The sequence below is a fragment of the Prosthecobacter vanneervenii genome (genome assembly GCF_014203095.1).
GTDB lineage: Bacteria > Verrucomicrobiota > Verrucomicrobiia > Verrucomicrobiales > Verrucomicrobiaceae > Prosthecobacter > Prosthecobacter vanneervenii.
Genome location: NZ_JACHIG010000009.1, coordinates 232,259 through 247,126, shown reverse-complemented (window position 1 = coordinate 247,126; position 14,868 = coordinate 232,259). Strand labels below are relative to the sequence as shown.

Annotated in this window: 13 protein-coding genes; 5 read left to right on the top strand and 8 right to left on the bottom strand. The window is 59.5% G+C overall.

Features of this window, described 5'->3' with window-relative positions:
- Positions 1–222: 222 nt before the first annotated feature.
- The gene (locus HNQ65_RS19755; RefSeq protein ID WP_184342206.1) at positions 223–660 is read right to left on the bottom strand and encodes a GAF domain-containing protein; all 438 of its coding nucleotides are present in this window, start codon (positions 658–660) and stop codon (positions 223–225) included.
- 83 nt (positions 661–743) lie between these two features.
- Here HNQ65_RS19755 and HNQ65_RS19750 point away from each other — a divergent pair, with 83 nt between their 5' ends.
- Positions 744–1,334 (top strand): hypothetical protein, encoded by a 591-nt coding sequence (locus HNQ65_RS19750; RefSeq protein ID WP_184342204.1) that lies wholly within the window; start codon positions 744–746, stop codon positions 1,332–1,334.
- Positions 1,335–1,348: 14 nt separating this feature from the next.
- Positions 1,349–4,084: a helicase-related protein gene (locus HNQ65_RS19745; protein WP_184342202.1), complete on the top strand. Its 2,736-nt coding sequence runs from the start codon at positions 1,349–1,351 to the stop codon at positions 4,082–4,084.
- Between the two features lie 324 nt (positions 4,085–4,408).
- Here HNQ65_RS19745 and ftsH read toward each other — a convergent pair whose 3' ends face one another.
- Positions 4,409–6,556, bottom strand: coding sequence for an ATP-dependent zinc metalloprotease FtsH (gene ftsH, locus HNQ65_RS19740; protein ID WP_184342200.1), 2,148 nt, complete (start codon positions 6,554–6,556; stop codon positions 4,409–4,411).
- Between the two features lie 115 nt (positions 6,557–6,671).
- Positions 6,672–7,535, bottom strand: coding sequence for a phosphoenolpyruvate hydrolase family protein (locus tag HNQ65_RS19735; protein ID WP_184342197.1), 864 nt, complete (start codon positions 7,533–7,535; stop codon positions 6,672–6,674).
- Between the two features lie 100 nt (positions 7,536–7,635).
- Here HNQ65_RS19735 and HNQ65_RS19730 point away from each other — a divergent pair, with 100 nt between their 5' ends.
- Positions 7,636–8,523: a helix-turn-helix transcriptional regulator gene (locus HNQ65_RS19730; protein ID WP_184342194.1), complete on the top strand. Its 888-nt coding sequence runs from the start codon at positions 7,636–7,638 to the stop codon at positions 8,521–8,523.
- Between the two features lie 4 nt (positions 8,524–8,527).
- Here HNQ65_RS19730 and HNQ65_RS19725 read toward each other — a convergent pair whose 3' ends face one another.
- From HNQ65_RS19725 to HNQ65_RS19710, 4 genes are all read right to left on the bottom strand, one after another.
- Positions 8,528–8,740 (bottom strand): hypothetical protein, encoded by a 213-nt coding sequence (locus HNQ65_RS19725; RefSeq protein WP_184342193.1) that lies wholly within the window; start codon positions 8,738–8,740, stop codon positions 8,528–8,530.
- 122 nt (positions 8,741–8,862) lie between these two features.
- Positions 8,863–9,441 carry a SixA phosphatase family protein gene (locus tag HNQ65_RS19720; protein ID WP_184342191.1) on the bottom strand — a complete coding sequence of 193 codons (579 nt, stop codon included), beginning with the start codon at positions 9,439–9,441 and terminating at the stop codon, positions 8,863–8,865.
- 85 nt (positions 9,442–9,526) lie between these two features.
- Entirely contained in the window at positions 9,527–10,630 is a 1,104-nt protein-coding gene (locus tag HNQ65_RS19715; RefSeq protein WP_184342189.1) for an NHL repeat-containing protein, read from the bottom strand.
- A 42-nt stretch (positions 10,631–10,672) separates the two neighbouring features.
- Positions 10,673–12,337, bottom strand: coding sequence for a hybrid sensor histidine kinase/response regulator (locus HNQ65_RS19710; RefSeq protein WP_184342187.1), 1,665 nt, complete (start codon positions 12,335–12,337; stop codon positions 10,673–10,675).
- 188 nt (positions 12,338–12,525) lie between these two features.
- On the opposite strand from HNQ65_RS19710, the gene rpmI reads away from it, so the two are divergent.
- Both rpmI and rplT read left to right on the top strand, forming a co-directional pair.
- Positions 12,526–12,741, top strand: a complete 216-nt coding sequence (rpmI, locus tag HNQ65_RS19705; protein ID WP_184342184.1) for a 50S ribosomal protein L35 — start codon at positions 12,526–12,528, stop codon at positions 12,739–12,741.
- Between the two features lie 119 nt (positions 12,742–12,860).
- Positions 12,861–13,247, top strand: coding sequence for a 50S ribosomal protein L20 (rplT, locus tag HNQ65_RS19700; RefSeq protein ID WP_184342182.1), 387 nt, complete (start codon positions 12,861–12,863; stop codon positions 13,245–13,247).
- A gap of 513 nt (positions 13,248–13,760) precedes the next feature.
- On the opposite strand, the gene HNQ65_RS19695 is transcribed toward rplT, so the two are convergent.
- Complete coding sequence (locus HNQ65_RS19695; RefSeq protein ID WP_221306223.1) at positions 13,761–14,840, bottom strand: acyltransferase family protein; 1,080 nt, start codon at positions 14,838–14,840, stop codon at positions 13,761–13,763.
- Positions 14,841–14,868: the final 28 nt, after the last annotated feature.

Genomic DNA, 14,868 nt, shown 5'->3' with positions numbered 1-14,868 from the left:
TCCGATTCCAGGGAGCTACTTGTAGCCCGGACAGGCTTTTGATGCCTCGTCCGGGCTATCTATTTTTCCTTGAAGAAGGCGCGCGCAGCAAACCGTCCTGATACCACAGGGGGTGTTCTGGCCTACGAGTCCCAAGTCCAAAGCGGTTCCGCTGCGTCTAGAGGTCTGAAAAATGATCGCTGGCCCGTCAGTCGATACCCCGGCCTTCAGTCATCCAAGGTTTCAAGCTGGCAGCAGCTTTGCAGAGATGCTGCGTGCGGTCTGGATCAGCCTCGATTTCTCCTCTGCGGTAAAGTCATAGGGCACCAGCTTGCCGATGCCTAGCGTGCCGCAAAGGCGACCTCCGTCCAGCACCGGTACGGCTAGAGAGCCCTGCACTTGGGTCTGCTTGGCTCCGGGTTTCGCCACCCCCGAGGTGTCGGTTTGCAGGTTGCAAATCTCCACCGGTTCGAGCCGCTCGGCGGCAGTTCCGGCAATCCCTTTGCCCACCGGGATGGACTGAATGATCGGCATCAGCGCTTCTGGGATGCCCTGATGGGCTACCAGCTTGAGGTGCCGGTCAGCAGGATCCAGCCTGTGCAGCGTGCCCGTTGTGCAGCCAAATTCCGCGATGATTTGAGAAAGAAATTCTGCCCAGGTGGGATCGGTGGTGGCATTCATGACACAAAGGGATGGGGAAGGCGGGATTTGTCGTTGTAGGCGCTTGGGCCGGGCGTTATTCTGCCGTCAACATTGATTCTGTCATGAAATCCTGCTCTGCTTTTTTTGTCCTTCTTTGGCTGGCATCTGCCGCTTTCGCTCAGCCTGCAGCGCCTCCGGCCACCCCGATTGTGGCCAAGAGTACCTATCACCCGGACAATTCGCATTCCGAAACCGTTGTCGACAAGACCACCAACGAGCTCATTGAGTCCACGTACAATGCTGGCGGAGCTTTGGTGGCCAAAAAACACTACCTCCTCAATGAGCGCGGTCTTCCCACCCAGGGGCACATCTATGATGGCCGGGGAAACCTCGTCGCCAGATCTCAGGTCTATTTTGATGCCTACGGCCGCCCTCAGGAGATGCGCACCTTCAATCTCAGCGGCTTGTGCTACCAGCAGGTAATCTATGAGTACGACGAAAAGGGGAATGCCAAAAAGCCCAAGGTCGTCAATGTCAATCCCAGTGCCGCTCCGTCGATCAAGCCTGGCATGATTGATTTTACCCAGAACACCATGCCCCCTGGGCCGGCGATGCCTCAGCAGCAGCCGGTGTCAGCTCAGGCGCAGCAGCCAGCGGCTGAACCCAAGAAAAAAGGGTTCTTTGGCCGCCTCTTTGGCAAAAAGGAGAAATAGCAGACACGGCAAGAATGGAATCTCCCACACCCGGTCAGCGCTGGACCAGCCAAAGCGAGCCAGAGCTGGGCCTCGGCATCGTCACACGCATCGAAGGTAATTTCGTCGACCTGCGCTTTCCCGCAGCCGGTGAAACCCGTCGTTACGCCCGCAGCGGGGCTCCCCTGCGCCGCGCCAGCTTTCAGGCTGGAGACAAGATCACCCTACGAGATGGCGCCGAGTTTCAAATCGACTCGGTAAGCACTGCGGACGGCACCCTGGTCTATCACGCCGGGGCCAGGGCCATCCCCGAGGAAGACCTTGCGGACACCCTGGCCCTCGGCGGACCACAGGAGCGGCTGCTTTCCGCCAGCGTGGACGACCTCCAGACCTACGCCCTGCGTGCCGAGGCGGTGGAATGGCGCTGCCGCATGCAGGCTTCTCCGGTCCGGGGATTCATCGGCGGGCGTGTCGATCCCATCCCGCATCAGATGTCCATCGCCGCAGACGTCACCGGCCGCCTGCTGCCGCGCGTCCTGCTGGCGGATGAGGTCGGCCTTGGGAAGACCATCGAGGCAGGTCTCATTCTGCACCGTCTGCACCTCACGGGGCGTGCCTCGCGCATCCTGGTGCTGGTTCCAGATGCGCTGCCGCATCAGTGGTTTGTCGAGCTGCTGCGTCGGTTTAACCTCATGTTCAGCCTCTTCGATGAAGAGCGCTGCGCCGCCATCGAGGCAGGAGATCCCGAGGGGAATCCCTTCATGGATAGCCAGCTCGTGCTCTGCCCGCTCTCCCTGCTCAGTGGTTCAGAAAAGCGCGCACAGCAGGCCACAGAGGCTGCCTGGGACCTTCTGATTGTGGATGAGGCCCATCATCTCGAATGGACCGTTGAGGCTCCAGGCGTCGCCTATCAGGTGGTCGAGGCCATTGCCCGGCGCGTGCCTGGCGTGCTGCTGCTCACCGCCACTCCGCAGCAGCTCGGTGCCGAGGGGCATTTTGCCCGCCTTCGTTTGTTGGACCCAGATCGTTATGGCGATTTACAGGCCTTCCTGGCTGAATCCACCCGCTATGAACAGGTCGCGCAGGTGGTGGACCGTATTCTTCATGGGGGCGGTATGAATGAGGAAGATCATACGCTTTTTGCCAGCCATTCCCCCCGGGTGCAGCAGCACGCCACCCAGCTGGCTGGTGGAGATGAGTCAGCACGCCAGCGCCTCGTGGCCGATCTTCTGGATGAGTTCGGTACCGGTCGCGTCATGTTCAGAAACACCCGCGCCGTCATCCAAGGCTTCCCGCCGCGTCAGTGCCACCTTAACAAGTTGGACGTCGAGGCAGACTCTACTCCTGAGGACATCCGTATCCGCTGGCTGGCCGCTCTCTTGCGAGATCTGGGCGAATCCAAAGTCCTGCTCATCTGCCGCACTCGAAAGCTCGCGGAAGACATCCACGAGCGCCTCCTGCGCGAGATCAACGTGCATGCCGTCCTTTTCCATGAAGGGCTCACCCTCATGCAGCGGGACCGCCATGCCGCAGCCTTTGCCGACCCTGAAGGTGCACGCATCTTGATCTGCTCTGAAATCGGCAGCGAGGGACGCAATTTTCAGTTCGCTCAACACCTCGTGCTTTATGACCTGCCGCGCGATCCCGAGCTGCTGGAGCAGCGCATCGGCCGCCTGGACCGCATCGGTCAGAAGGGCACCATCAATATCCACGTCCCCTACATCACTGGCGGGGAAGTGGAGGTTCTTGCCCGCTGGTATCATGAAGGGCTGGATGCCTTCGAGCACAGCCTGCAGGGCGCTACTCAGCTCCTACACAGCTTTGCGGCGGAGATCGAAGTCCTCTGCGCTGGGTATGACTCCAAAAAGCTCACCGACTGCATCCGCCGCAGCAAGAAACTGCGCCTGGAGGTGCGGCAGAAACTGGAGCGCGGCCATAACCGTCTGCTGGAGCTTAATTCCTGCAAGCCTCGGCTGGCGGCGCGAATGATCGAGCATATTCGCGACATCGACGCCGGGCTTGATTTTGAGCGCTTTTTCATCCGCCTGCTGGACCATCTCGGCATGCACGTGGAGGAAATGACAAATCGCACCTGGTACATCCGGCCTGACAACCTTATTACCGACGCTCTGCCCGCCCTGCCTGAAGAGGGGCTCACTTTCTCCTTTGACCGTGAGCGTGCGCTTTCACGGGATCACGAAGCTTTCCTCACCTGGGATCACCCGCTTGTCTGCGCGGCTCTGGACGCCCTGCTGGGTTCTCATGCAGGCAATGCTGGTTTTGCCTTCTGGAAGGCTTCGGGAGGCGAAGGTCTGGTGCTGCAGACCTGTTTCATCGCCGAGTGCATCGCCCCGCCCGCATTGCATGCGGCGCGTTTCATGCCTGCCACTCCTCTGCGCGTGGCGGTCGATCATCAGGGGCGCGATCTCAGCGCCGACGCTGCCTTCACCCGAGCCAGGCTTTCTCCTGGCGATCCCACCCGCACCGTCGAAAACGAAACCGTCCGCCACAAGCTGCTTCCCACCATGCTCGGCAAGGCGCAGCAGCTCGCGGAAACCCAGCTCAAAACACTGCAGCAACGTGCAGTAACAGCCATGCGCAAGCAGTTGGATGAAGAGATCTCCCGCTTGGAAGATCTGCAGGCCCGCAATCCGCACGTGCGCTCCGAAGAAATCACAGCCCTGCGTGATCAGCGCGATGCCCTGGCCGCTGCCATCAGTGCCAGTTCACTACGCCTTGATGCAGTGCGTCTGGTATTGAGGCTGAAATAATACCACACACAGCTGAAAACGGGTCTCATGGGTGGAAGCCTGCATTCAATGCGTCCAGCCAGCGCTCCGGCGGAGAGGGATCGTCCCGATCCCTCACGCTTCCGCATCGCCCGGCATTCTCGCGCCTCCACAAAGCCGAGCCTCCCACACATCATCCAGCGCCATCGCACATCCGCGAACACGTTACAGGTGCGGGGATCAAGATGATCCCCCTCCGTCGGCTCGTGCTTGTACCTCCAGCCCCGGTTTCAACGCATCAGGATATAAAAAGGGGGACCGTATGGCCCCCCTCTTCAGTGATTTTTGGATGCGCTGGCTTTTGAATTACGCGGGCACTCCTGTCAGGCCAGGAGCCAGACCGCCTTCGTCTTCGTCTTCACGCTTCACGGGGCGGGCGTCGCTGGCCTTGGGAAGCGGCGGCGGGGGCGGTGGCTTGCTCTTGTTCTCCGGCGGGTTGATGAGGCGTCCGTGCTCCATCAGTTCGCGAATGTGGGAGCCATCCAGTGTTTCGTATTCCAGCAGCGCGTGGGCGATGGCGTCCAGCTTGTCCTTGTACTTGAGCAGGATCTCCTTGGCCTGGGCATAGGCTTCGTCGATGAGGCGTTTCACCTCCTCGTCGATCTTTTGTGCAGTGTCCGGGCTGTAGTTGCTGCTGCCACGGCCCATGAAGGCGGCGTTGTCGTTTTCGCCGTATTCCACCATGCCAAGCTTGTCGCTCATACCCCAGGAGCAGACCATGTTGCGTGCGATCCTGGATGCCATGCGGATGTCTCCACTGGCGCCGTTGGTCACATCTCCAAACTGGATCTCTTCGGCCACACGGCCGCCCATTGCCACGATGAGATCGTCGATGAGCTCGCTCTTGCGGTCGTTGTGCTTGTCCTCCTCCGGCAGCCACATGGTGGAGCCAAGCGAGGGGCCACGGGGGATGATGGTGACCTTGTGCAGAGGGTCGGTGTGTTCCAGGACTTCAATGAGGATGGCGTGGCCAGCTTCATGATAGGCGGTGTTCTCCTTCTCCTTCTCGGTCAGGGCCATGCTACGGCGCTCACGGCCCCAGCGCACCTTGTCACGAGCCTCTTCCAGCTCGAAGTTGGTGATGGACTTCATGTTCTTGCGCGCGGCCAGCAGGGCGGCCTCGTTAAGCAGGTTGGCCAGTTCAGCACCGGAGAATCCGGGCGTGCCGCGGGCGATTTTGGAAAGGTCGGCGCTGTCGGCCAGCTTCACCTTCTTGGCATGCACGCGCAGGATTTCCTCGCGTCCCTTCACGTCGGGCAGGTTCACGGTCACCTGGCGGTCAAAACGGCCCGGACGTAGCAGCGCGGGGTCCAGCACATCGGCGCGGTTCGTGGCAGCGATGATGATGATGCCTTCCTGGGTGTCGAAACCGTCCATCTCGACGAGCAGTGCATTGAGCGTCTGCTCGCGTTCGTCGTGGCCTCCGCCCATGCCATGGCCGCGATGGCGGCCCACAGCGTCGATTTCGTCGATGAAGATCAGGCAGGGGGCGTTCTTCTTTCCCTGCTCAAACATGTCGCGCACACGGCTTGCGCCTACGCCCACAAACATTTCCACGAAGTCAGAGCCGCTGATGCTGAAGAACGGCACATCGGCCTCGCCGGCGATGGCTTTGGCCAGCAGGGTCTTGCCGGTGCCGGGAGGGCCGGTCATAAGCACGCCTTTGGGGATCTTGCCACCGAGGCGCTGGAATTTCTTCGGGTCCTTGAGGAACTCGACGATTTCCTGCACTTCCTCCTTGGCCTCTTCCACACCGGCCACGTCCTTGAAGGTGACCTTGTTGCGGTCCTGGGCCAGCATCTTGGCCTTGCTCTTGCCGAAGCTCATGGCACCGCGGCCCGCGCTGCGGAGCTGCTGGCGCACGAGGAAGTAAAAGAAGGCAAGAATGACCAGCAACGGAAGCAGGAAGCCGATCAAGGAAGACCACATCTCGTTTTCATAAACCGGGATGAGCACCAGCTTGTGGGCGTCCAACAGTTTATGCAGTTCCTCTTTCTGGAACTCGATGTTCACCGCCACGGAGAACTGCTTCGAGTCACCTGGGCTGATAACCGTCGGTGTCTTGGCAGTTTCATCCTTGGCTGGTTCGGCGAGGACGGGCTTGCTGAGATCCGTGGGCGCAGCGGCTTCGGGCTCGATAGCTTTCACCACCTGGGCAGCCTTGGGGGCCAGGGCGGGGAAATACCATCCCCGGATGGTCTGCTCCGAAGTGGTGTCTAGGTTGACGAGTTCCAGTTTCTGCTTGGGATCAATGCCATTGTTTTCTACGATGGCCTTGAATTCAGCATAGTTCAGCACCTTGCGGCTTCCAGCCAGCCCCTTGTTCATCACAAAACCCGAGATCAGCAGTGTGATCGCGAGCGCGAAGAGCATGAAGCCGCGCCAGTTGAACTGCGGATCCTGGTTGCGACGGCCTGGGCCGTCGGAGCGATTATTAAAGGGGTCGTCGGACATGAGCGGGGGTGTTACAACAAAGTAACGCGGGTCCTAGCATACACGCCGGTAATTTTTTTGCAAAATGCGTTTCGCTATGGCTAAAGGCACACTTAGAGGCCTCAAAAGCGGGGATTTAGCGCCCAATCGGAACGCGTTTGAATTCCCGCGTGAGGCTCGTGAGCGAGTCTTCCACGCCCATTCGCTCCAGGCTGCTGGCCCCGACGAAGCCATCTGCCGAGGTTTTGCTGAGGATGAATTCAACGTCCTTGGGGGTGTTGATCGGGCCACCGTGGGTCAGGGTAAAGACATTCGGATTCACGCTCTTGGCGGCGTCAATGATCTCCTGGGTGATCTTTACCGTGTGGTCCCAACTCACTACGGCGTTCGTCACGCCAATGCTGCCACCGACTGTGGTGCCGACGTGGGCGATGATCGCATCGGCCCCGTTTTGGGCCATCTTCACAGCCTCCTCCGGGGTGGCCACATAGACGATGCTGAAGAGGTCCATACGCGTGGCCAGACCGACCATCTCAAACTCCTTTTCCACACTCATGCCGGTCTCTTCCAGCACGCCGCGGAAATGGCCGTCCACGATGGTATGGGTGGGGAAATTATTGACCCCTGAAAAGCCCATTTCTTTAACACGGCCCAGCCAGTGCCACATACGACGGCGGGGGTCGGTGGCGTGGACGCCGCAGATGACCGGGATCTCTTTCACCACGGGGAGCACTTCGTATTCGCCGATCTCCATGGCGATGGCGTTGGCGTCTCCATAAGCCATCAGGCCGCAGGTGCTGCCGTGGCCCATCATGCGGAAGCGGCCGCTGTTGTAGATGATGATCAAATCCGCGCCGCCTTTTTCAATGAACTTCGCGCTGATGCCTGTTCCTGCACCTGCGGCGATGATGGGTTCTCCTTTGGCCCGGGTGGCTTTGAGACGGTCCACGACTTCTTGCTTGGTGTAGGGATTTCCGATTCCGGTCCAGGGATTGGGCATGGCAGGTAGAAGTTTGCGGTTGTTGACGATGGTTGACGGTCGTTGACAGTGGTTTTGAAAACAACGGTCAACGACGGCAAACAATCGCAAACTCAGGCTTATGCACGCACGAAATGCCATCCAAGAGCTATCCGAAACGCACACCCATGGGGCGGATACCCAATACCGCACGGTGCGTGGTTCGGAACGGGATGCACGCGCCTGGCTGCGCAGCGCACCGCTGTGCGCCACGCTGGCCACGCACCGCATTGCACATGCAGGCGTGATGACGGCGCGCGCGCCTTATCGAATCGTGCGCATGCATCAGGGCGGGCTGTATTTCCTGGCCTGCCTTGAGGGGGAAGGGCGTGTGCTGGTAGACGGTGCGTGGAAGAAATGCGCGGCTGGCATGGCTGTGGCACTGCCGCCTTTCATGGTGAACGCCTTCCATGCCGTGCCTGGCAAGATCTGGCGCTGCTGCTGGGTGCGCTACGAGCAGCAGCCTGAACAAGCCCCCATTCTGAGCAGCAGCTCTCCGCTGATGGCGCCTTTTGCGGGTGAGGCTCTGTGGAATGCGATTGAGGGGCTCATTGAGGAGTCATCCCGCTCGGCGCAGCCGGCGGCGATGTTTCACTGGGTGGAGCTGATCCAGCACTACATCGAGCGCTTTGCCCAGCCCTGGCAGGTGGATGACCGTCTGCACCGAATTTGGGAGAAGGTTTCAGCAAATGTCGGCTATGACTGGACTCTGGATGAACTGGCCCACCAGGCCCACGTCAGCGCCGAGCATTTGCGCAGGCTGTGCCGCCGCACTCTTGGACGCACGCCAATGCATCATGTGACCTGGCTACGCATGCGCAAGGCAGCCGAACTGCTTTCGACGACGAATTTGAAGATCGAGACCATTTCGCACGAAGTAGGCTATCAGAACCCCTTTGTATTCAGCAACACCTTCAAGAAGTGGATTGGTTGGAGGCCAAGTGAGCACCGCAGCCGGGTGGGCGGATGAAGGGCTAGACTCCCGTGGTTTCCACAGTCCGGGGATGACTGGCGCTGTCGTGTGCCATGCGCTGCTTGAGAATCTCAATTTCATCCTGCTGGCGCCTGAGAAGGTTCACCAAGGTTCCAAGCAGCAGGTTGAGGTTGTCAGCCGTGCTTCTTGGCAACTCGTTGCCTGAAGCAATGCGGAGAGCCGCAAGTTCAATGACTTCCAGTTTTTGTTTCATGCGCATTCATTAGTGAAACCAACGTCACGTACTTCGTGTCTTTCACATCAAAAATACTCCGAGGTCGTAAAACACTACTTTAAAAAGTAAGAGTATTTTTCTAAATTGCAAATGACTGCTAATCAATCGTCTTCGTCGTCGCGCGAGATTCCGGCGTAAAGTTCGGGGAAACGACGTTCGAGGGACTTGGGTGTGATGTAGCCGATGAGCTGGGCTTCGTTCCAATCGGCCAAGCCCCAGAACTCGTGAGGGAGGGCCATGATCACTGCAGTGCAGGTGGGCACCTTGGGGATGTTGGCGCGGGCGAGGATGTGGTCGGCGAACTCGTGCAGGCCGGGGTTGTGGCCGAAGATCATGGCGTGGTGCCAGCTCTCCTCAAAACTGCGCATGACGTCGAGAATGGTGCCGGCTTCCGCGAGGTAAAGTCTGGACTCCAGGCGCAGCTTCTCGACTGGCATGGCAAAAACCTCCCGCATGATCTGGGCGGTGCTGAGGGCGCGCAGGGCGGTGCTGGTGACGAGGCGGTCAGGCAGCGGAAGCAGGGGAGGGGAGTCGCCGCCGCCGAAGTAGGTGCGGTGCATGAAGGTGGCGACCGCAGGGGCGGCCTTCTTGCCGCGCTCATTCAGCGGGCGGTCATGATCGGCCAGGCCGGGCTGGCCCCAGCTGGACTTGGCATGACGCACGATGGTGAGATACTTCATTAATAGAGTGGCCGGAAATGGCGCGGATTTGTGTCGGATTCAGCAAAAAACCCCTTTCGTAAAGCCGGAAATGATTCCGGGCCGGTCAGGCGGCGATTTTTTCGAGCTTGATGGGGTAGGTCTGGAAGGCGTTCCACTGGCAGACGATGAGGTCGCCGTTTTCGAGGACGCAGACATCGTGGCCATGGTCGAAGACGCGCTCTGCCTGAGTGAGGGGCTTGAGCTTGCCGTCTTCATAGACGGGCTCGCTGCCGCCGGGGGCGCTGATGACTTTTCCGGCAGCATCCAGCACGACGGTGAATCCGCTGGGGTTTTGAGGCAGCTTGTTGATTTCGGGTGTTTTGGACCAGCAGACGCCGGCATAGAGCTCCTGGCCGGAGATGACGGGGCGGCAGACCATGGCGCCGGGGACGGGGAGGGTTTCGAGATATTTGCCGTCGAGGGTGAAGCGGCGGAAGCAGTTGTCGGCGCGGGAGGTGACGATGACGGTGGCCTTGTCCACGCCCTGGCGGGTGTCGATGGTGATGCCGTGGGCATTGTTGAGGCGCTGCTCTGCGGGGACGCCCTCCTTGCCGCCGAAGCGCTGGATGAAACGGCCGCGTGAGTCGTAGCGGAGAACGAACTGGGAGCCGTAGCCGTCCACGACGTAGATGTCGCCGTTGGGAGCGACGGCGGTTTCGGTGGGATTGAAGACCATGTCCGGTTCATAGGCGCCGACGCTCATGGGGTGGCTGAGGGAGAAGATTTCTTTTCCCGTGAGATCGATTTTGGTGACACGGCCGGTCTGGCGATAACCGCCGCTGCCGGATTTCCAGAGGCCGCTGTCGGTGACGAAGAGGAACTCCTCGCCGTTTTCATGGTCGAGAGTGAGGCCGTGGCCGCCGGGCCAGACGGAGCCCCAGGAGTCGAGGATGGTGCCGTCCGGCTTGAAGATGAGCATCTGGTTGTCCCAGTGGTCTCCGATCATGAAGAGGCGGCCGTCTTTGACCTGGACCATCTCGTGGCAGTTCAGGATGGGGTGGTGGCGGCCCTGGCCTGCGGGCACCCATTCCTTGTTCACTTTGTAGCGATGCGTGCCGTGGCCTATGACGACATCCTTTTTGGGGTCGGGGGCGGCGCGCAGTGTTTCGGTGAAGGTGGCGGCGGCTGCGGTGGCGAGCCCGGAGAGGAAGTGGCGGCGTGTTTTCATGAAGAACGGGAAACGGTCACATGGACAGCGCCATTGCAACTCTCACTGCCGTTTCATCATGGTGGCGATGCGATGCACCATCTGGGTGAGCTCGCCGGCCTCGTAGGGCTTGGGGAGGACGCCGACGAAGCCACGTTCCAGGAAGGCCATCTGGACCTCCTCTGTGACGCTGCCACTGGTGCAGACGATGCGGGCATCGGGATCGAGGTGGAGGATCTCTGCGGCGGTTTCGTTGCCGTTCATGCCGCCACGCAGGGTGAGGTCCATGAGAACGACGTCCGGCGGAGTGCCGGTGCGGAAAAGGCTCTGGTAGATGCGCACGGCATCCTGGCCGTTGTCGCACTGCACGGCCTCGTAGCCGCAGCGGGTGAGGATCATGTGGGCTACTTTGCGGAGGTCGTCTTCGTCATCGACGATGAGGACTTTGCCCTTGCCGTTTTTGAGGGGGACAGGAGCGGTGCTGGCGGGGACGAGGGGCTTGGTGCCGGAGCTTTCCGCAGCGGGAAGATAAACACTGAACTCGGTGCCGATGTTGGGCGTGGAGTTGACGCGAATGTCCCCGCCCATCTCATCGATGAAGCGTTTGCAAGCGGTGAGGCCGATGCCGTTGCCGTCCGGCTTGGTGGTGAAGGATTCCTGGAAGAGGCGGCCCAGATTTTCTTTGGAGATGCCGCAGCCGCGATCGCGCACAATGATCCGGACATGGCGACCGGGCTTGAGTTTGCCTTCGCCTGCTTCAGGGACGTTGTGATTGAGAGCCTGGACATCCATGTAGCCGCCGTGGGGCATGGCCTGGATGCCATTCATGACGAGGTTTTGCAGCACCTGGCTGAGCTTGACCGGGTCCGCCATGGCCTGACGCAGATTGTCCTCGTGGCGTACGCGGACGTGGACGTTGGAGCCAGCACCGGCGAACTCCACGGTGTCGCGCATGATGGAAGAGACATCGGTGGGCTCCAGCCTGCGAGGCGTGGACTTGGAAGCCGTGACGACCTGGGAGGTGAACTGCTTGGCGCGTTTCAGGCCTGTAAACACGAGCTGAAGCTCGTTGGCCAGAGCGGGCTGGTCCTGCACCTGCTGGAGCAGGGCGGAAAGGCGCACGGTGACGGGGCCGAGCAGGTTGTTAACATCATGAGCGATGCCTTGGGCCAGAGCAGCGAGGTTCTCCTTGCGAAGCTGAACTGACTGGGCGTCGAGGTCGTCGGCTGCCGGTTTGGGCTCCGGCCTAGCGGGAGCCGGGGCAGCGGCAGCCTGCGCGGGGCTGATGAGGATGGTGAAGTTCAGCAGCTTGCGCATGCTGTTGAAGACGGCGCGTACGCGCCATTTGCTAGGCACCGGGGTCTGGGTGCGGAGACTCTGCAGGCGGCACTCGCATTCATGACAGCCGCCATTGGCCACAGCTAGGCGCAGGCTTTGCTGGAGTGTGGCGGCGTCCTTGATATCCGCCACGAGATCATTCAAACCCAGGCCGCGCAGGCCGGTTTCAGGCGCTGCCCCTGCGAGCATGGCCGCAGCGGCGTTGCTGAAGAGGACTTTCTGGCCGCTTCGGGGATCACTGGCTTCATTCTCAACAATCACCACGCCATCAGCGACCTGATCCAAGGCCACGCGGAGGTAATAATTGGCCACCTTGAGGTGCTCCAGCCCCTGCTCCAGCTCAGCGATTGCTGCGGGATTTGCGGCAGAAATGGGGAGGGAGGAAGTCATGAATTATCCGCAGAAGTCCTATCCATTTAGCAATCTCAAATAATTAACACAACTTTAATTTTTGATATTTCGTAATTTTCTGACTCCCATATTTGAGAGAAGAAGCGGGGCTAAGGAGCCTAAAGACCGCAAGACATCGTGAAAAAGGCCTTGATGAAATGAGGTTCTCCACTACCATCGCCGCCCCTATGTCCAAAAACGCCGGTATTGCAAAGACGAGGAAAGCCTACGCCAAGCGGTTCAAAGTAACTGCCACGGGTAAGGTGCTGCGCCGTAAACAAGGCAAGCGCCATATCCTGCAGAACAAGAGCCGCAAGCGTAAACGCAACCTCGGTAAAGTCGCCCTCGTGGCGGAAGTGGATGTCAAGGCCATCAAGGCGAACCTCCCGTTCTCCCATCGCTAAGACAACCACGGTCTCTCGACAGAGACCACGATGAACTTGCCTGGCGTCCCTCGGGATGCCTTCGAACAGGTGAGGCAAGCCATCGCTACCTAACAACAGCCTGATCATAGAGAAAGTACATGTCAAGAGCCACCAACTCCCCCGCCAGCCGCAAGCGTCGTAAGCGCGTGCTGGCCAAAGCCAAAGGCTACCGCGGCTTCCGTTCCACGCATTTCCGTTATGCGAAGGACGCCGTGCGCAAGGCCGAAACCTACGCAACCCGCGACCGCAAGGCGAAGAAGCGCAGCTTCCGCAACCTGTGGGTCCAGCGCATCAACGCAGCCACCCGCCCCCTCGGCCTGAGCTATTCCCGATTCATGGAAGGCCTGAAGTTTGCCGGCATCGAGCTGGACCGCAAGGTTCTGGCCGATCTCGCCGTCAAGGACATCGCCGCCATCGAAGCTCTCGTTCTGCAGGCCAAGGCCGCGCTGGAAAAGAAAGCGGCCGCAGCTCCTGCCGCTGCCTAATACACAGGTTCAACCAACCTTTCACCACAGCCGGGATGCGATGCGTCCCGGCTGTTTTTTTTGGTACTCGCGGAAAGGGGGGGCTTGCTTTGGCGGGTCAGGTTTGTCGCAGATGAAATGCCATGTAGCTCCCACCGGGCTCCTCTGCGGCGACAAAGAGGCTGGAAATGACGCTGGCAGCGTCGCCGATAGCTACGACACGCTGAGCCGTGTCACTTGCGAGGTCTTCCTGGGTCTTGCCCCCCCTACGGCTGCGACCTCGCGGGCAACCTTACCAGCTTCAGATAAGGCGCCGGATACGCGGAAAGAGCTGAGCCGCCGACAACCGCGCGCCAAAAGCGGTGAGCGCTTGATGAATAATTGATGATTGAAAATCAGTGCTCTCATCTGACTGAGAACCTACATAATGCCTGGCATCTTTTCACGCGGCGCCGGGCCTTGGCGAGCCCTGCTTACCCATGGACTCACCCACTCTCTCTTCAGACCCGTTTCCAATAGTTCGTGGTATGACTCTCATGCTCTCTTCTCTATTCGGCAAAAATTACAGGCTCTAGGCAAAACGGAACTGCTGCAAACAAAGAGCCATCGTTGCAGCGGCCTTTCGACGTACTTCCACACAGCCAAGCCGACAAGCACTGATACCCAAACCATCAGCAGCAGAAGCAGGTCCAGCCACACCCCGCCAAGGCCTGCGAACCTTGATTTCATAAAAAAAGACAAGCCCATGAGTGCGATTCCATGGGAAAGGAAGATGGAATAGCTCGCACGTCCCACACAAAAAACGTCTTTGAGATGCCAGTTCTGTGCTGGCACAGACTGCTCCCAAAGAGCAAAGCCCCCTATCCCGACCGAAAAAACAACAGCCCAAAAGAACTTCTGCCAAAAGACTGAATGCTCAGCAACCCACGAGTGATTCAAAGCCCCTGCTACTAACCCGGTCAAGGCCAGGCAGGATAGCAGGATGCCTGAGACTTTGCTGCCAGCAGCACTCCTGCGAACGCAATCAGCGGCCAGCGCACCTGCGGCAAACTCAACAGCGAAAGGATGGAGAAAAAATCCAGCCCCATATGTAGATGGAGCAACATCCGCGAGAATACCAACTGAGAACAATCCCACGGCCCAGATCACCAGCACTGGCAAAGAAGCCCATCGAGGCAGCGCCAGAGCTGCGGTCAAAACCAGAGTGAAGTAAATCTCGGAAGGCAAAAACCATGCCGCCACGATGACGGGAAATGACTTCTGAGGCAGTGCGAGCAGTGAAGGCTGCAGATCATAGCTTTCCGCGCTGCGTCCCGGCACGAGCCACAAAAGCACCACCTTGACCAGCGTCAAAACAACCAGCAACGGATAAAGGCGCCAGAGCCGTTTCCCGATGAAACCCAGCCAGGCCCCATGTCTTCCAGCCTCTGAATGATGCGCCGTCCACAGGACAAAGCCGCTGAGCACAAAGAAGAAATCCACCCGATAGGTGCTCTGGTTGAAAAGCCCTCCCAACCAGTCATGATGCCAGTAGGTTTCCGCATGAACGCCCATGTGGTGGCAGACCACCAGCACTGAGAAGACTCCGCGCAATACCTGAATGCCGTGGAACATAGGGCGTGCTGAAGGGACTTCAGATATG